Annotated in this window: 18 protein-coding genes; 9 read left to right on the top strand and 9 right to left on the bottom strand. The window is 70.3% G+C overall.

Annotated features, from left to right (window positions below; all coding sequences use genetic code 11):
* Nucleotides 1-36: 36 nt before the first annotated feature.
* Both AB0259_RS09755 and sufU read left to right on the top strand, forming a co-directional pair.
* A complete protein-coding gene (locus AB0259_RS09755; protein ID WP_251577516.1) occupies nt 37-1,332 on the top strand; it encodes a SufS family cysteine desulfurase in 1,296 nt (431 codons plus the stop codon).
* Nucleotides 1,329-1,790, top strand: a complete 462-nt coding sequence (sufU, locus tag AB0259_RS09760) for a Fe-S cluster assembly sulfur transfer protein SufU (protein WP_251577514.1) — start codon at nt 1,329-1,331, stop codon at nt 1,788-1,790. The genes AB0259_RS09755 and sufU overlap by 4 nt, the downstream gene beginning before the upstream one ends.
* 33 nt (nt 1,791-1,823) lie before the next feature.
* On the opposite strand, the gene AB0259_RS09765 is transcribed toward sufU, so the two are convergent.
* The 3 genes from AB0259_RS09765 to AB0259_RS09775 all read right to left on the bottom strand — a co-directional run bounded on the left by AB0259_RS09765 (nt 1,824) and on the right by AB0259_RS09775 (nt 3,896).
* Nucleotides 1,824-2,792 (bottom strand): SRPBCC family protein, encoded by a 969-nt coding sequence (locus AB0259_RS09765; protein WP_366222002.1) that lies wholly within the window; start codon nt 2,790-2,792, stop codon nt 1,824-1,826.
* A 26-nt stretch (nt 2,793-2,818) separates the two neighbouring features.
* Entirely contained in the window at nt 2,819-3,160 is a 342-nt protein-coding gene (locus tag AB0259_RS09770) for a helix-turn-helix domain-containing protein (RefSeq protein ID WP_366222000.1), read from the bottom strand.
* A 76-nt stretch (nt 3,161-3,236) separates the two neighbouring features.
* A complete protein-coding gene (locus AB0259_RS09775; protein ID WP_251577508.1) occupies nt 3,237-3,896 on the bottom strand; it encodes a hypothetical protein in 660 nt (219 codons plus the stop codon).
* Between the two features lie 286 nt (nt 3,897-4,182).
* On the opposite strand from AB0259_RS09775, the gene AB0259_RS09780 reads away from it, so the two are divergent.
* Nucleotides 4,183-5,004, top strand: coding sequence for a hypothetical protein (locus AB0259_RS09780; RefSeq protein ID WP_251577506.1), 822 nt, complete (start codon nt 4,183-4,185; stop codon nt 5,002-5,004).
* 37 nt (nt 5,005-5,041) lie between these two features.
* Here the strand turns inward: AB0259_RS09780 and AB0259_RS09785 are convergent, their stop codons facing one another.
* Entirely contained in the window at nt 5,042-5,374 is a 333-nt protein-coding gene (locus AB0259_RS09785; RefSeq protein WP_251577504.1) for a TraR/DksA C4-type zinc finger protein, read from the bottom strand.
* A 97-nt stretch (nt 5,375-5,471) separates the two neighbouring features.
* On the opposite strand from AB0259_RS09785, the gene AB0259_RS09790 reads away from it, so the two are divergent.
* Nucleotides 5,472-5,687, top strand: a complete 216-nt coding sequence (locus AB0259_RS09790; protein WP_251577502.1) for a hypothetical protein — start codon at nt 5,472-5,474, stop codon at nt 5,685-5,687.
* On the opposite strand, the gene AB0259_RS09795 is transcribed toward AB0259_RS09790, so the two are convergent.
* Both AB0259_RS09795 and AB0259_RS09800 read right to left on the bottom strand, forming a co-directional pair.
* Nucleotides 5,684-6,211: a septum formation family protein gene (locus AB0259_RS09795; protein WP_251577500.1), complete on the bottom strand. Its 528-nt coding sequence runs from the start codon at nt 6,209-6,211 to the stop codon at nt 5,684-5,686. The two genes, AB0259_RS09790 and AB0259_RS09795, sit on opposite strands and share 4 nt — an antisense overlap.
* Nucleotides 6,208-6,801: a septum formation family protein gene (locus AB0259_RS09800; protein ID WP_366221996.1), complete on the bottom strand. Its 594-nt coding sequence runs from the start codon at nt 6,799-6,801 to the stop codon at nt 6,208-6,210. The genes AB0259_RS09795 and AB0259_RS09800 overlap by 4 nt, the downstream gene beginning before the upstream one ends.
* 68 nt (nt 6,802-6,869) lie before the next feature.
* Here AB0259_RS09800 and purL point away from each other — a divergent pair, with 68 nt between their 5' ends.
* Genes purL through AB0259_RS09825 form a run of 5 tightly spaced genes read left to right on the top strand, consistent with a single transcriptional unit; the run spans nt 6,870 to nt 11,768 of the window.
* Nucleotides 6,870-9,248 carry a phosphoribosylformylglycinamidine synthase subunit PurL gene (purL, locus tag AB0259_RS09805; protein ID WP_251577496.1) on the top strand — a complete coding sequence of 793 codons (2,379 nt, stop codon included), beginning with the start codon at nt 6,870-6,872 and terminating at the stop codon, nt 9,246-9,248.
* Nucleotides 9,245-9,379, top strand: a complete 135-nt coding sequence (locus tag AB0259_RS09810) for a hypothetical protein (RefSeq protein ID WP_285875672.1) — start codon at nt 9,245-9,247, stop codon at nt 9,377-9,379. Before purL ends, AB0259_RS09810 begins: the two co-directional genes overlap by 4 nt.
* 8 nt (nt 9,380-9,387) lie before the next feature.
* Nucleotides 9,388-10,122: a DUF2071 domain-containing protein gene (locus AB0259_RS09815; RefSeq protein ID WP_366221994.1), complete on the top strand. Its 735-nt coding sequence runs from the start codon at nt 9,388-9,390 to the stop codon at nt 10,120-10,122.
* A 34-nt stretch (nt 10,123-10,156) separates the two neighbouring features.
* Nucleotides 10,157-11,020 (top strand): hypothetical protein, encoded by an 864-nt coding sequence (locus AB0259_RS09820; protein ID WP_366221993.1) that lies wholly within the window; start codon nt 10,157-10,159, stop codon nt 11,018-11,020.
* Nucleotides 11,021-11,030: 10 nt separating this feature from the next.
* Nucleotides 11,031-11,768 carry a hypothetical protein gene (locus tag AB0259_RS09825; protein ID WP_366221991.1) on the top strand — a complete coding sequence of 246 codons (738 nt, stop codon included), beginning with the start codon at nt 11,031-11,033 and terminating at the stop codon, nt 11,766-11,768.
* Between the two features lie 51 nt (nt 11,769-11,819).
* Here the strand turns inward: AB0259_RS09825 and AB0259_RS09830 are convergent, their stop codons facing one another.
* Genes AB0259_RS09830 through AB0259_RS09840 form a run of 3 tightly spaced genes read right to left on the bottom strand, consistent with a single transcriptional unit; the run spans nt 11,820 to nt 15,012 of the window.
* Nucleotides 11,820-12,746, bottom strand: coding sequence for a glycine betaine ABC transporter substrate-binding protein (locus AB0259_RS09830; protein ID WP_366221989.1), 927 nt, complete (start codon nt 12,744-12,746; stop codon nt 11,820-11,822).
* Between the two features lie 53 nt (nt 12,747-12,799).
* A complete protein-coding gene (locus AB0259_RS09835) occupies nt 12,800-13,723 on the bottom strand; it encodes an ABC transporter permease subunit (RefSeq protein WP_251577488.1) in 924 nt (307 codons plus the stop codon).
* Nucleotides 13,723-15,012: a betaine/proline/choline family ABC transporter ATP-binding protein gene (locus tag AB0259_RS09840; RefSeq protein ID WP_366221986.1), complete on the bottom strand. Its 1,290-nt coding sequence runs from the start codon at nt 15,010-15,012 to the stop codon at nt 13,723-13,725. The genes AB0259_RS09835 and AB0259_RS09840 overlap by 1 nt, the downstream gene beginning before the upstream one ends.
* Nucleotides 15,013-15,052 lie beyond the last annotated feature (40 nt).

Below are 15,052 nucleotides of genomic sequence, written 5' to 3' on the forward strand. Positions count from 1 at the left end.
CGGCCCCGGGACCCGCCACCGGCGTAGCCTAGAGGGGTGACTTCTCCCGCCCTGTCCGAGACCGCGACGCTCGACGCTGCCCGGCTGCGCGCGGACTTCCCGATCCTCCAGCAGGAGGTGAACGGGCACCCGCTCGTCTACCTCGACTCCGGGGCGACGAGCCAGAAGCCCCGCCAGGTGCTGCAGGCCGAGTACGACTTCCTCACGCGCAGCAACGCAGCCGTGCACCGCGGCGCGCACACGCTCGCCGCCGAGGCGACCGATCTGTTCGAGGATGCCCGGGCCACCGTCGCGCGATTCGTCGGCGCCCGCGCCGAGCAGCTCGTCTGGACCAGCGGCGCCACCATGGGACTCAACCTCGTGGCGTACGCGATCGGCAACGCGACGCTCGGGCGGGGGGCACCGGCATCCGCTCGGTTCGCGCTCCAGCCCGGCGACGAGATCGTCGCGACCGCGACCGAGCACCACGCGAACCTCATCCCGTGGCAGGAGCTCGCGGCGCGGACGGGGGCGGTGCTCCGGCACATCCCCGTGCACGACGACGGCCGGCTCGACCTGGACGCGGCGGCCGAGATCATCGGCGAGCGCACCCGGATCGTGGCGTTCTCGCACGTGTCGAACGTGCTCGGGATCGTGAACCCCGTCGCCGAGATCGTCGCGCTCGCGCACGAGGTCGGTGCGCTCACGGTGCTCGACGCGTGCCAGTCCGCACCGCACATGCGCCTCGACCTGCCGGCCCTCGGCGTCGACCTCGCGGTCTTCAGCGGCCACAAGATGCTCGGTCCCTACGGCGTCGGCGGCCTCTACGGCCGGAGCGACGTGCTCGAGGCGCTGCCGCCGTTCCTCACCGGCGGATCGATGATCACGACCGTGACGCTCGACGAGGCGGGGTACCTGCCGCCGCCGCAGCGGTTCGAGGCGGGCACGCAGCCGATCGGTCCCGCGATCGGACTCGCCGCCGCGGTGTCGTACCTGGAGGACGCGGGGATGCCCGCCGTGCACGCGCACGAGGCGCGACTGGCGGCCCGCATGCGCGAGGGCCTCGTCGACATCCCCGGGATCCGTCTGCTGGGCGACGCCGAGGGCGGCGAGCGCGTCGGGCTCTGGAGCTTCACGGTCGACGGCGTGCACGCGCACGATGCGGGTCAGTACCTGGACGCGCAGGGCATCGCCGTGCGCGTCGGACATCACTGCGCGGCGCCGCTGCACAAGCGGTTCGGGGTGACGGCCTCGGTCCGGGCCTCGACCTCGCTGTACAACACCGACGACGACGTCGATGCGCTGGTGGATGCCGTGGGCGGCATCCGTTCCTACTTCGGAGTGAACGCATGAACGGTCTCGACTCGCTGTACCAGGAGCTCATCCTCGACCACTCGAAGCACCCGCACGGGCGCGGCCTGTCGCCCGAGGAGGGACGCACCGCGAGCTCGCACCAGCACAACCCGATGTGCGGTGACGACATCACGCTGCGCGTGCGCGTCGACGACGCGGGTGAGCGCATCACCGACCTGTCCTGGGAGGGGTCGGGCTGCTCGATCTCGCAGGCGTCCGCGTCGATGCTCGCCGCGCTGATCGAGGAGGACGGCGGCGACGCAGGTCTGCCGCGCGAGGAGGCTGTCACGCTGATCGACGGCTTCCGCGAGGCGCTGCGCTCCCGTGGCGCGATCCCCCTGGACGAGGAGAGGTTCGCCGACGCGGCGGCGTTGTCCGGCGTCTCGAAGTTCTCGGCCCGCGTGAAGTGCGCGATGCTCGCGTGGGTCGCGCTCGAGGACGCCCTCGCCCGGGCCTGAGCCGGCGGACGAGGGCGTCGCCTCGGAGCCGGGTTAGGCCGCCTGCAGCACCTCGCGCTCGAGGCGGGCGTAGGAGGTCTCCATGCCGTCCGCCATGCCGGTGGCGAGGATCATGTCGCGTGTCTCCTTGTCGGGGTACTCGATGAGCAGCGTCAGCAGAGTGGCACCGTCCTCCTCGTAGAACTGCAGGTCGTTCGTGGTCGAGGGGCCGTCCATGCCGATCATCTTCTCGGTGCTCACCGAGCGGCGCGGCTCATCGAGCAGCAGGGTGTCGCCTTCGAACCCGAAGCGGGTCTCGGGGTTGCCGCCCTCCTCCCAGACGTAGCGGTACTGGTCGCCGACGACGCACTCGACCAACGCCCAGCCGTCGGGCCCCAGCATCCACTTCCTCAGGAGTTCCGGATCGTGGTGCGCGCGCCACACGAGCTCGCGGGGACCGTCGACGAGCCGCGTGATGCGCACGTGCGCGTCGTCGAGGAGCTCGACGTTCGTGCCCTTGCCCTGGAACCACTCGCGCAGGTCGTGCAGCACGGTGTCGAGCTGGTCCATCGCCATGCGGGATCCCTCGACGGCGCCCATCGCGACGACCTGCTCCAGAGCCTCAGCCGAGGTGAAGTGAGTCACGTTGGACAGGCGCGAGCCGCCGGCGGTCTCGGTGAACGAGAAGACCATGCGCATCGAGGGGAACTCGGCGATGGGCTGCCCGTCCTCGTCGGCGAATGCGTCGAGCACCTCGAAGCCGCGACCCTCGTCGATGGCGAGGAACTCCCACGTCCCGCGGGACTTCTCGCCCTGCGGGCTGGTCATGGCGTAGTGAGCGCGGCCGCCGACGGTGAAGTCGAAGGCGGTGAAGGTGGCCGGCCAGCCGGGAGGACCCCAGAAGCGCTCGAGCTGACGCGGCTGGGTGAACGCCCGCCAGAGGCGGTCGACCGGGGCGTCGACGTCGGCGGTGAGGGTCATCGTGAGGTTCTCGGTGTCGGTCGTGATGTCGGTGACGGGCATGTCCTTCTCCTTCGTGGGACGGTCGGTCAGTTCTCGGGTTCGGCGAGGAGCGCGTCGAGGCGGTCGATGCGGGCGCGCCAGAGGTCTTCGTACTGCGCGAGGAGCGCACGGGCGCGGGCGATCATGTCGGGGTCCGCTCGGACGAGGCGCTCGCGCCCCTCGGCACGCTTGACGACGAGTTCTGCCGCCTCGAGCACGGCGATGTGCTTCTGCACCGCCGCGAACGACATGTCGTAGTCCGCGGCGAGTGCAGAGATCGACTGCTCGCGCTGGAGCGTACGGCGCAGGATGTCCCGGCGCGTCGCGGTAGCGAGCGCGTGGAAGACGCGGTCGATCTGGTCATCGCTGGGCTCCGTTTGTGCAACCATTTGGTTGTACGTTAGGGCAGCGGATGCCGCGTGTCAAGAGGCGGCGGCGGCGCCGATACCAGCCCGCCGCCGTGGTCTACCGACCGAGGCCGACTCGATCGATCTTGCGGTGGTAGCGCATGCCGGCGAGGCCTCCGAGGATCGCGCCGATCAGCGCGACCACCGCGGCGCCGATGGCGGTCAGGATGCCCGTCGTGGTCGCCGCCTCGGGATCGACGGGGATCCGCGGGAAGCTGTCGAGATTGCCCAGGAGATCCCACTGGCTGCCCGCCACGGCCGTCACGATGGCGACGACCACGGCGATGGCGATGGCCCAGATCCAGACGGCGATCCCCTGCTTCGCCCCGCTGAAGCGGGCCATCCGACCGGCGACGTACCCGCCCGCGAAGTACGAGACGAGCAGGACGATGCCGAGGAGGACAGCACCCAGGATGCTGGCGGTCCCCGCATTCCGGGTGGCCGTCTCGGCGGCCTCCTCCGGGGCGGTCCCCGTACTGGCGCCCACCCAGGTCCCGGTCGCGGCGACGAGTGCGGTGAGCAGGACGGCCGTACCCGTGGCGGTGAGCCAGCCGAAGAACGCCGACCCGAACTTGAAGCCGCCGAACTCCGCCTTCTCACGCTGGAGGACGTCGTGGTGAAGGGTGTGTCCGGAATCGGACACCTGTGCCTCAGCCGGGGGCGTCGCCCCGCGGGCGGGAAGGTTCGCGGCGTCGCGATCGCGGTTCTCGGTGCTCATGGGGCGAGGATCCACCGCCTGCACCGCCGATCGACGAGGCTTGCCTGATCCGCGCTTCGGGCGTACTGTTCCGCCACCCTGCTGGACGAGGTCGCACCGGCGGTGGGGTCGGAATACCATCGCGGGCAGCACCGGAGCAATCCCCGCATCCCGTCCCGCCCGTGGCATCACACTGGCGACAGCAGCGGACTTCGCCGCAACACACCACAGAGAGTGTGCGCACTGAGGGCGCTCACTCCGTCGCCGGCAGCCGCAGATGCCGAGGACGATCGTGAAAGGTCACATCATGAACATCGGCAACGCACTGGAGAACGGGCTCGCGGCCGTGGTGACATTCGTCCCACAGGCTCTCCTGTTCCTCCTCATCCTCATCGTCGGACTCATCGTCGCCAAGCTGATCTCGAAAGCCCTCGAGAAGCTGCTCGAGAAGGTCGGCTTCGACCGTCTCGTGGAGCGCGGCGGTATCAAGAGGGCCCTCGCCAAATCCAAGCTGGACGCGTCCGACATCGTCGCCAAGATCGTGTACTACGCCCTGGTCCTGTTCGTCCTGCAGTTCGCGTTCGGTGTCTTCGGTCCGAACCCCGTCAGCGACCTGCTGGAGGGCATCATCGCCTTCCTGCCGAAGATCATCGTCGCGATCATCATCATCGTGATCGCGACGGCCATCGCCGCCGCCGTGAAGGGGCTCATCCAGAACACGCTGAGCGGCCTCTCCTACGGCAAGGTCCTCGCGAACATCGCCGCCGTGTTCATCATCTTCCTGGGCGTCACCGCCGCGCTGAACCAGATCGAGGTGGCCACCTCGGTCACGACGCCGATCCTGATCGCCGTCCTGGCCATCATCGCGGGCGTCATCATCGTCGGTGCCGGCGGCGGCCTCATCAAGCCGATGCAGCAGCGATGGGAAGCCATCCTCACCAAGGGCGAGGAAGAGGCTCCGAAGATCGCCCAGCACGCGAAGGGCGCGCCTCCCGTCGCCGTCCAGGCGGAGGAAGCAACTCGTACCCTCCGGCAGCAGACGCAGCCGGCGGCCCCGACGCAGCCGGCGGCCCCGACGCAGCCGGCGGCTCCGACTCGACCGACTCCGCCCGTTCCGCCCCGGCCGTGAACTCCGAGGGCCCTGCCTCCCAGGCAGGGCCCTCAGCTCAGGAGGCGCATGCCACGCACATCGTGGCCTGCGGGCGCACCTCGAGGCGCGCCTCGGGGATCGGCCGTCCGCACCGCTCGCAGACGCCGTAGGTTCCGGCATCCACCCGCGCCAGCGCGATCGCGACCTGCGCGAGTTCATCGCGCGTCGACATCCGGAGAGCATCGACGCGCTGCCACTCGCCCGAGAGCGTGGACCCCTCGGGGTCGTGCTCGTCGTCGGCCGTCGCGTCCGAGCGATCGACCCGCAGCGCCGCGTCATCGGCATCCAGCCGCGCGAGCTGTGCCTGCAGCTCACGCTCGCGCTCCCGCAGTCGCTCGATCGGATCCATCCGGTCAGCGTAGGCCTACCGACCGACGTCGGTGCCGTCAAGACCATCGCGACCGCGGCATCACACCCGCACAGTGGAAGCAACGGAAGGAGCCGTCATGGCCGACAACGAAGGCACCGAGAACGAAGGCGCGGAGCACGCCGACCCCGAGGAGATGCCGGACACCGACGAGCTCGAAGAGCCCAGCGTCGCCAAGGAGCCCGGCGAGGAGCCGAAGGCGCCGCCTCAGCAGGACGAGGAGCCCAGCCACCACGCCGTCGGCATCGGCGTCATCGACTCCGACCCGAGCGAGACGGACGAGCCGGGGGCTTAGGACGCTTCACGCCCGCTGTCGGCCAGTGTCCCGGTCACATCCTGGCCGGGAACGACGAAGCACTGCACCATCCGGTCGTGGCGCCCGCCCTTCCATTCGCCCTCGAGCGGCGTGAAGTACGAGAAGTCGACCGACGAGCCCTCGAAAGGCTCCCCCACGAAATCCTCGAACTCGGCGTAGCAGCCCTCGTCCGCGGCCTGGACGACGGCGTCGTCGCCCGGGTACGGCTGCCGCGGCAACGAGAACACGTGGAAGACCTCGTACGGATGCGGGTCGTCGCACGGGATCGCGCGGACCTGCGAGACCTTCCCTTCCCCATCGGGACCGCCCTCCCCGTCGGAGTCGGCGAAGCAGTCCCCCGCGACCAGTTCGAAGACGTCGAGGTCGCCGCCCACCGTGATCGTGCCGCTGGCATCGCGATAGACCATGCCGGACATCTCGTAGAAGCTCGCCTCGCTGCAGCCAGTGAGCATCGGAACGGCGAGCAGGAGCCCCGCACCACCGGCAACCGAAGATCGCCTCATGATGTCTTCGCTCCGCTGCCCTCGGCGCTGCCCGTGACCATCTCCTCCTCGTGGCCGAGGACGCACAGGACCTGGCGGTCGCCGCGACGCCATGACTGCTCGGCGGGCGTGTAGTACCAGAATTCGAGCGGCGAGTCCTCGTACGCCTCACCGACATAGGCCTCGAAGGCCGGGTAGCAGACCTCGTCCGCCGCCGACCAGACGTCTTCTTCACCGGGATACTCGTTGTCGGGGAACTCGTCCGCCGGGAACCGCGACTCCGGCAGAACGATGTCCGCGTACAGCTCGTACATGTGGGGCTCGTCGCAGGGCACCGGGTAGACCGCCGAGCTCCACGAGGGCGCCGACTCGTCGAGCTCGGGGATGTCGTAGCAGTCGCCCACATCGAGCGCGTCCAGGCTGACCTGCAGGTGCGTCGACGGATCGTCGTCCGCCGGGGGGATGACCGGGCCGTTCTGAGCCTGCATCATCCCGCGAGCGACCCCGTACATCACCTCCGCACATCCCGCGAGCATCGGTGTGGCCACGAGGAGGATGACCCCCGCGGCCGCAGCGGCGGGAAGGCGCCCACGACGGGTTGCTGTCGACATGTGTTCCCCCAGGAGTGCGCGCCGAGCTGACGGCGCCAGCGTACCGCCCGGGGACCCATCCGCACACGATGCCGCCGATAGGATGGGGGCGTCCCCCGGCATCCCGAGTCTTGGAGCCCAGCCGCGTGAGCACCCCCGTCGCAGACACTGTTGAGAACGCCGTCGCCACGCCGGAGAAGGAGCAGCCGTACGCGGCGCTCGGCCTCAAGCCCGACGAGTACGACCGCATCCGCGAGATCCTCGGCCGCCGCCCCACCTCGGGCGAGCTGGCGATGTACTCCGTCATGTGGAGCGAGCACTGCTCCTACAAGTCCTCGAAGATCTACCTGCGCCGCTTCGGTCAGAAGGTCTCGGACGAGATGAAGGAGCGGCTCATGGTCGGCATGGGCCAGAACGCCGGCGTCGTCGACGTCGGCGAAGGCTGGGCCGTCACCTTCAAGGTCGAGTCCCACAACCACCCCAGCTACATCGAGCCGTTCCAGGGCGCCGCGACCGGCGTCGGTGGCATCGTCCGCGACATCATCTCGATGGGCGCGCGCCCCGTCGCCGTCATGGACCAGCTGCGATTCGGTGACATCGACGACCCCGACACCGCCCGCGTGGTCCACGGCGTCGTCAGCGGCATCAGCTTCTACGCCAACTGCCTCGGGCTCCCCAACATCGGCGGCGAGACCGTCTTCGACAAGGTCTACCAGGGCAATCCGCTCGTCAACGCGCTCGCGGTCGGCGTCCTCCGCCACGAGGACATCAAGCTCGCCAACGCCACCGGCGCCGGCAACAAGGTCGTCCTGTTCGGCGCCCGCACGGGCGGCGACGGCATCGGCGGCGCCTCGATCCTGGCATCCGACACCTTCGCCGACGGCGGCCCGACCAAGCGTCCCGCCGTGCAGGTCGGCGACCCCTTCGCCGAGAAGGTGCTCATCGAGTGCTGCCTCGAGCTCTACCAGGGTGAGCTCGTCGAGGCGATCCAGGACCTCGGCGCCGCGGGCATCTCGTGCGCCACGAGTGAGCTCGCCGCCAACGGCGGATCGGGCATGAAGGTCGACCTCGAGAAGGTGCTGCTGCGCGACCCGTCGCTCACGCCCGAGGAGATCCTCATGAGCGAGAGCCAGGAGCGCATGATGGCGATCGTCGCTCCCGAGAAGCTCGACGCCTTCCTCGCCGTCGTGCAGAAGTGGGATGTCGAGACGAGCGTCCTCGGCGAGGTCACCGGCGACGGCCGCCTGCAGATCTTCTGGCACGGCGAGCAGATCGTCGACGTCGACCCCTCGACCGTCGCAGTCGACGGCCCCGTCTACGAGCGTCCCGTCGCCTACCCGACGTGGATCGACGCGCTCCGCGACGACTCCGCCGCGCACCTCGAGCGCAGCGACGACCCGGGAGTCCTGCGCGAGCAGTTCCTGAAGCTGCTCGGCAGCCCGAACCTCGCCGACACCTCGTGGGTCACCAACCAGTACGACTACTACGTCATGGGCAACACGGCCCTCAGCTTCCCCGACGACGCCGGCATGATCCGCGTCGACGAGGAATCCGGCCTCGGCTTCGCCATCGCGACCGACTGCAACGGCCGCTACTGCCAGCTCGACCCGTACGCGGGTGCGCAGCTCGCCCTCGCCGAGGCGTACCGCAACGTCGCCGTCACCGGCGCCGAGCCCACCGCGGTCACGGACTGCCTCAACTTCGGCAGCCCCGAGAACCCTGAGGTCATGTGGCAGTTCGGGCAGGCCGTCGACGGTCTCGCCGACGCGTGCTTCGAGCTGGGCGTCCCCGTGACCGGCGGCAACGTCAGCTTCTACAACCAGACTGGCGACCAGCCCATCTTCCCGACCCCGGTGGTCGGTGTGCTGGGCATCATCGACGACGTCGCCCGCCGCATCCCCAGCGGCTGGCAGGATGCCGGCGAGAACATCTACCTCCTCGGCACGACCTCGACCGAGCTTGACGGCTCGGCGTGGGCCGACACCGTCCACAACCACCTCGGCGGCCGGCCGCCGAAGGTCGACCTGGCCGGTGAGAAGACCCTCGCGGGTCTGCTGCAGGCCGCGCGCGACGAGATGCTCGTCTCCAGCGCGCACGACCTCTCCTCCGGCGGCCTCGCGCAGGCTCTGGCCGAGGCGACGACCCGGTTCGGCGTCGGCGCCCGGGTCTGGCTGCGCGAGATCATGGAGCGCGACGGAGTGGATGCCGCGACCGCCCTCTTCAGCGAGTCGACCGGCCGCGTCATCGTGTCGGTGCCGCGCGAGGAGGACGTGAAGTTCCGCGGTCTGTGCGAGGGACGCGGGTACCCCGTCCTCCGCATCGGCGTGACCGACTCCGCACCCGAGGGTGAGCAGTCCACGCTCGAGATCCAGGACGTCTTCTCGATTGCGGTTCCCGAGCTGCGTCGAGTCGCGAAGGCGACGCTCCCCGCCGCGTTCGGACCCGTCGTCGACGAGGTTCCCGCGTGAGCGACGACCCGGAGTACGCCGAGTTCGTCGGGCGCAAGCGCGCCCGGACGAAGGTGATCGCGTGGACCGTGATCGTCTCGATGGTGCTCGTGGGCGGTGGGGCGACCGTCCTCACGCTCCTGTTCGGCTGACCCGGGTCATGGACGCCACCGCGCCTGCCCTGCCGGGTCGCGCGGTGCTGCAGCAGCGCTGGAGCGGCGCGTGCTTCCTGCACTGGCGCGTCGATCCGTCGGAGGTCGCGCCGCTGTTGCCGAAGGGGACCGAGCCCGACGTCTTCGACGGGTCGGCCTGGGTGGGCCTCATCCCGTTCGTCCTCAGCGAGTTCCGCTTCCTCCCGCTGCCGCCGGTACCCTTCGTGGGTCGTTTCGTCGAGATCAACGTCCGTGCGTACGCGAAGGATGCCGCCGGCCGCCGCGGCGTCGTCTTCCAGACGCTCGAGGCCGAGCACCTGCTGCCGGTGCTGGGCGCCCGGGCCGTCTTCGGACTGCCGTACCGGTGGGCGAATGCCGCGGTGCGCACGGAGGGAGATGCGATCGAGTACGCGTCGCGACGTCATCCGGGGTTCGGCGATCGGGTGCGCACCCGCATCCGGGTCATCCCCGGAGCCGAGGCCGTCGACGACGACCTGAGCCGGTTCCTCACGGCGCGGTGGGGCTTCCACGAGCGGCACCTCGGACGAACGATCTGGGCCGCGAACGAGCACGAGCCGTGGCCGCTCGTGCGAGCGGAGGTCGACCGCCTCGACGACGGTCTGCTGGCGGATGCCGGTTTCCCCGGTCTCGCGGATCGCGCACCCGACTCCGTGCTCGCGATGCCGGCCGGGCACCCCGGTGTGGTCACCCGGTTCTCGGGTGCGCGGGTGGTCGGCAGCTGAGAGCGCTGTCACCCCGCGCGGCTAGCATGGCGGCATGCAGCTCTGGATCGTCGCGATCGGGGCCGCGGTGGCGGAGTTCTGGTGGGTCGCTCCCGCCGCGGTCGGCGCCGGCGCGGCCAGCGTCTTCGGGGTGCGACGCGGCCGGAGCACCCGTGCACGACGACTCGGCCTGACCGCCGCGCAGCGCGAACTCCAGCAGGCGCGCTCCGAGGCGGTGGGCGCGCGCGCCGCGGCGCGCGTCGCGCAGGCCGAGCTCGTCCGCGCCGAAGCCGAGCGTGCCGCCGGCCGTGCGCGGCCCGACGACGTGCGCACCGCGCGTCGCGCGCTCGAGACCGCTCAACGGGCCAGAGCCGCGGCGACCGCGACGATCCGCGTCGCCCGTGCCCGGGTGAGCGCCGAGCGCGCCGCCGTCCCCGCCCGCGGCACCGACCCGAAGCACCTCCCCCTCGCGCGTCTCATGGCCGCCCACGATGCGATCGCCGCACGCTGGATGGAGTACGAGACGGATGCCGCCCGCCGCCTCGCCTTCCCCGCCCTGAGTGACGTGCGCGTCCCTGCGACGGCCGAGTTCCTGCGCCTCGAGGGCGTCGCCCGCGAGCACCGCCCGGCATCCCCCGCGGCGAAGCTGACCCCCGAGCAGTTCACGACCTATCGCGCGGCCGTCGACGACGTCGGCCGTGCCTTCGCCGCCGCCGAGCAGGAGGCCTGGCGCCGTGCCGGTCACCGGCCCGCCGACGCTCCGTCCGACGCTCCCGCCGCGCCCGTGTGGACGGTCATCGCGGGTGAGGCGATCGCGCGGTCGGTCGACGGCATCACTCGTGCGGCGGAGGGCGCAGCATCCGCTCTCGACGCCTACCGGTCGCGGCGCGGCGGTCGTGACGATCGACCCCGCACGTAAGGTGTAGCGGGTGGACGGATTCTGGGCCTTCGCCGGCAACTACTGGTGGCTCGTGTTCCCGCTCTTCGGTCTCGCCTCGGCCGCAAGCGGCTCGTGGGCGTCCGCCTCGAAGCGTCGGCACAAGCAGCGCCTGGAGATCATGAAGGCGAAAGCCGAGCTCACCGCCGCTCGCGCCGCAGCCAAGCGGGGAATCGGCTCGGCCTCCGCAGCCGAGATCGAGGCGCCGTCGCAGTCGCTCGCCGATCAGCTCGACGACCTCCGCGCGGTGCACGACGAGGTCACCCACCGCTGGCTCGACTACGAGCTCGACGTCGCGAAGCTCATCGCCTTCCCGTCGATGAGCGACGGCCGCGACCCTCTCACCGCCGGCTTCCTGCGCGCCAAGAAGGTCGCCGACCGCGCGCGCCCGGCGGACGGCGTCACGCCTTCCGCCGAGCAGGTGCGGGAGTACCGCAAGGCGGTCACCGACTTCGAGGTCGCCTTCGACCTCGCCGAGCGGGAGGCACGTCGGGTGCGGGACTCCGGATTGACGGATGCCGAGCGCAAGCGGCTCGCCACGGCATCCCGCATGCTCGCCGTCGCGACCGACGAAGCCGCCACCCCCGCCGAGCGGCACCTCGCCTACCAGCGCGTGCGCGAGGAGATCGACGGCCTCATCGCCCTGTCGGACGACGCCGTCAAGGTGCTCGAGAAGAAGGTCGCGCAACCGCTGACGGAGAGGCCCTCGACCGAGCCGCCCACGGCCTGAACGACGAAGGGGACCCGGCCGCAGCCGGATCCCCAGGAGGTCACTGACGGATCAGTCGGTGACGATCGTGTCGTAGGCGTCGGGGTTCGCCTCGAGCCAGGCGTCGACCGCCTCGGCTTCCTTGCCCTCGCCGTACTCGTTGACGACCATGTCCTCGAGGGAGGCGTACTGCTCGTCGTCGAGGGCGATGCCGGCGATGTACTCCGCGGCCTCCGGGTACTCCTCGGCGAAACCGTCGGTGCCGAGGAAGTGCAGCGCCTCAGCGTCACCCATCGCGCCCTTCGGGTCCTCGAGGTCCTTCAGGCCGTACCGGTCGTTGGCCCAGAACGGCCGCCACGAGGTCACGACGATGTCGCGCTGCGCCGCCTCGGCGCTGTCGAGCTCGGTCAGCATCGCCGCCGTGGACGAGGTGACGAGCTGGTAGCCGTCGCCGAGACCGTACTCGGGGATCATCGACTCCTGCGTCTGCTTGGTCAGACCGGCGCCCGGCTCGATGCCGTAGATCTTGCCGCCGAAGCGGTCGGCGTTGTCCTTCAGGTCCTCGATGGAGTCGATGTCGACGTACTCGGGCACGGCGATCGTGAGCTTCGCGCCGCCGTAGTACTCGCCGAGGTCATCGATCTTGTCGCCGTACTGGTCCATGTAGGACTTGTGGGTGAGCTCGGGCCAGGCCGACGGGTAGATGTCGACGTCGCCCTGCGCGAGACCGGCGTACAGCGGGCCGGCCTCGGTGAGCTCCTGCATCTTGACCGTGTAGCCGATCTTCTCGAGCTGGTCCTGCAGCAGGTACGCCGTGCTGAGGCCGTCGGTCCACGACGGCAGGTAGCCGAGCGTGATCGTCCCGAGGGAGGCGTCGCCGCCGTCCGAGCCGCCGGAGCTCGATCCGCCGGCGACGTCGTTGCCCGTCGCACAGCCGGCGAGGGCGAGGGATGCCGCCGCCCCGATCGCGAGGATGCCGGTCAGGTGTCGCTTGTTCATGAATGCCTTCCGTATGTGATTGCTGGTTCCGTATCGTGCAGGTCAGGGAGGGGTCAGGCGGTTGCGGGGACCGGCTCCGGCGCGGAGGCCGGACGCGCGTCCTTGGGGCCGCGGCGGCGCGCGAGCGCGCCGAGCAGTGAGCCGCGCTGCTCCTTCAGCGCGCCGAGGGCGCCGGTGAGGCGGTCGAGGTAGACGGCGAGGATCACGACGCTGAGGCCAGCCTCGACGCCCTTCGCGATGTCGACGGTGGACATCGCCTGGACGATCTCCTTGCCGAGACCGTCGGCGCCGGCGATGCCCGCGATGACCGCCATCGACAGCGCGAGCATGATCAGCTGGTTGACGCCCGCCATGATGCTCGGCATCGCGAGCGGGAGCTGAACACCGCGGAGGATCTGTCCCGGCGTGGCTCCGAATGCATGTCCGGCTTCGACGGTCTCGCTGTCGACGCCGCGGATGCCGAGCTCGGTGAGCCGCACGCCCGGAGGCAGCGCGAAGATGACCGTCGCGACGACACCCGGAACGACGCCGATGCTGAAGAAGACGATCGCGGGGATCAGGTAGACGAACGCCGGCATGCTCTGCATGAGGTCGAGCACGGGGCGCAGGATCGCGCTGAACGTGTCGTTGCGCGCCGCCGCGATGCCGAGGGGGACGGCGATGACGACCGCGATGATCGCTGCGACGAGCACGAGCGCGAGCGTCTGCATCGAGGTCACCCACTGACCCACGCCGAGGATCAGGGCGAAGCCGATCACCGTGACGAGCGCGAAGCGCCACGAGCGCAGCAGCCAGGCGAGGGCGGCGAACAGGACGATCACGGCGACGATCGGGAGCGAGAGCAGCGCGTTCGCCAGCGCGTCGACGAACCAGCCGACGACCGCCGAGACGCCCGACAGCAACCACCCGAGGGTGTCGCGGATCCAGGCGACGCCGGTCTCGGCCCACTCGCCGAGGGGGATGCGGAAGTCACCCATCAGCGCACCTCCTCCTTCTCGGATGCCGGAGCTCCGACGGCGAGCGCCTCGTCGATCTCGGCGCCCGGCACCGGGTCGAGGATGACGGGGATCTCGGTCGTCTCGGTCGTCGACGGGCCGAGGGCGGTGAGCAGCGTGATGCGCGGGATGACGCCGACGAGGCGACCCTCGGCATCCGTCACCGCCAGCGGCAGCGGCGACTCTGCAGCGGGGACGAACAGATCCATCAGGACGTCGTCCTGATGGACGGCCTGCGGCACCGGCCGGAGCAGCGCGGAGATCGTCGTCTCGCCGCGTCGCACGAGCTTGAGCGCGTCGCGGTCGGTGAGCATGCCCAGGAGCTTCCGGCTGCGGTCGGTGACGTAGACAGCGGCCATCCGGGCGTCGCGCATGGTGCGCAGCGCCGTTCGCGGACCTGCCGCCTCGGTCACTGAGACCGAGCCGGGGCGCTCCATGACGTTGGCGGCGGTCAGGACGCGGGCCCGGTCGACGTCCTGCACGAACTGCTCGACATAGTCGTTGGCGGGGTCGGTGAGGATGTCCTCGGGCGTGCCGATCTGCACGATGCGGCCGTCGCGCATGACGGCGATGCGGTCGCCGAGGAACATCGCCTCGTTCAGATCGTGCGTGATGAAGACGATCGTCTTCTGCAGGGTCTGCTGCAGTTCGAGCAGCTGCTCCTGCATCTCGCGGCGGATGAGCGGGTCGAGCGCGCTGAACGCCTCGTCCATCAGCAGGATGTCGGTGTCGGCGGCGAGCGCGCGGGCGATCCCGACGCGCTGCTGCATACCGCCCGACAGAGCGGACGGCAGCTTGTCGCCCCAACCCTCGAGGCCGACGAGGGCGAGGATCTCCTCCGCCTTCGCGAGGCGCTCGGCCTTGCCGACGCCCTGCAGCTCGAGCGGGTAGGCCACGTTGGCCGCGACCGTGCGGTGCGGCAGCAGGGCGAAGTGCTGGAACACCATCGCGATGCGCTCGCGACGGATGCCGCGGAGCTTCGCCGCCGGGATGCCGGTGATCGGCTCGCCGTGGACGAGCACCTCACCGTCGGTCGCGTCGTGCAGCCCGTTGAGCATGCGGATGATGGTGGACTTGCCCGAGCCCGACAGGCCCATGATCACGAAGATCTCACCCTTCTCGACGCGGAAGCTCGCGTCGATCACGGCAGCGGTACCCGCATCGCGGACGGCGTCCCGGCGTTCTCCCGCCTGCAGGCGCTTGACGGCCTGGGCGGGAGATCTTCCGAAGACTTTGAACAGGTTCTTCGCTTCGACAGCGGCAGTTGTCACGTGCTTCCCTCGGCGGGCGCGCACGCGTCCGCATAGGTAG

It is taken from the genome of Microbacterium sp. NPDC080005 (genome assembly GCF_040702445.1).
GTDB classification, from domain to species: domain Bacteria; phylum Actinomycetota; class Actinomycetes; order Actinomycetales; family Microbacteriaceae; genus Microbacterium; species Microbacterium oleivorans_D.

Bases quoted from the DNA above. Each gene is read 5' to 3' on its own strand.
- AB0259_RS09815 (WP_366221994.1), top strand. From the start codon at position 9,388: ATGGACGCCACCGCGCCTGCCCTGCCGGGTCGCGCGGTGCTGCAGCAG.
- AB0259_RS09800 (WP_366221996.1), bottom strand. From the start codon at position 6,801: ATGTCGACAGCAACCCGTCGTGGGCGCCTTCCCGCCGCTGCGGCCGCG.
- AB0259_RS09775 (WP_251577508.1), bottom strand. From the start codon at position 3,896: ATGAGCACCGAGAACCGCGATCGCGACGCCGCGAACCTTCCCGCCCGC.
- AB0259_RS09820 (WP_366221993.1), top strand. From the start codon at position 10,157: ATGCAGCTCTGGATCGTCGCGATCGGGGCCGCGGTGGCGGAGTTCTGG.
- purL (WP_251577496.1), top strand. From the start codon at position 6,870: ATGCCGCCGATAGGATGGGGGCGTCCCCCGGCATCCCGAGTCTTGGAG.
- AB0259_RS09790 (WP_251577502.1), top strand. From the start codon at position 5,472: ATGGCCGACAACGAAGGCACCGAGAACGAAGGCGCGGAGCACGCCGAC.
- AB0259_RS09770 (WP_366222000.1), bottom strand. From the start codon at position 3,160: ATGGTTGCACAAACGGAGCCCAGCGATGACCAGATCGACCGCGTCTTC.
- AB0259_RS09795 (WP_251577500.1), bottom strand. From the start codon at position 6,211: ATGAGGCGATCTTCGGTTGCCGGTGGTGCGGGGCTCCTGCTCGCCGTT.
- sufU (WP_251577514.1), top strand. From the start codon at position 1,329: ATGAACGGTCTCGACTCGCTGTACCAGGAGCTCATCCTCGACCACTCG.
- AB0259_RS09835 (WP_251577488.1), bottom strand. From the start codon at position 13,723: ATGGGTGACTTCCGCATCCCCCTCGGCGAGTGGGCCGAGACCGGCGTC.
- AB0259_RS09780 (WP_251577506.1), top strand. From the start codon at position 4,183: ATGAACATCGGCAACGCACTGGAGAACGGGCTCGCGGCCGTGGTGACA.
- AB0259_RS09785 (WP_251577504.1), bottom strand. From the start codon at position 5,374: ATGGATCCGATCGAGCGACTGCGGGAGCGCGAGCGTGAGCTGCAGGCA.
- AB0259_RS09830 (WP_366221989.1), bottom strand. From the start codon at position 12,746: ATGAACAAGCGACACCTGACCGGCATCCTCGCGATCGGGGCGGCGGCA.
- AB0259_RS09765 (WP_366222002.1), bottom strand. From the start codon at position 2,792: ATGCCCGTCACCGACATCACGACCGACACCGAGAACCTCACGATGACC.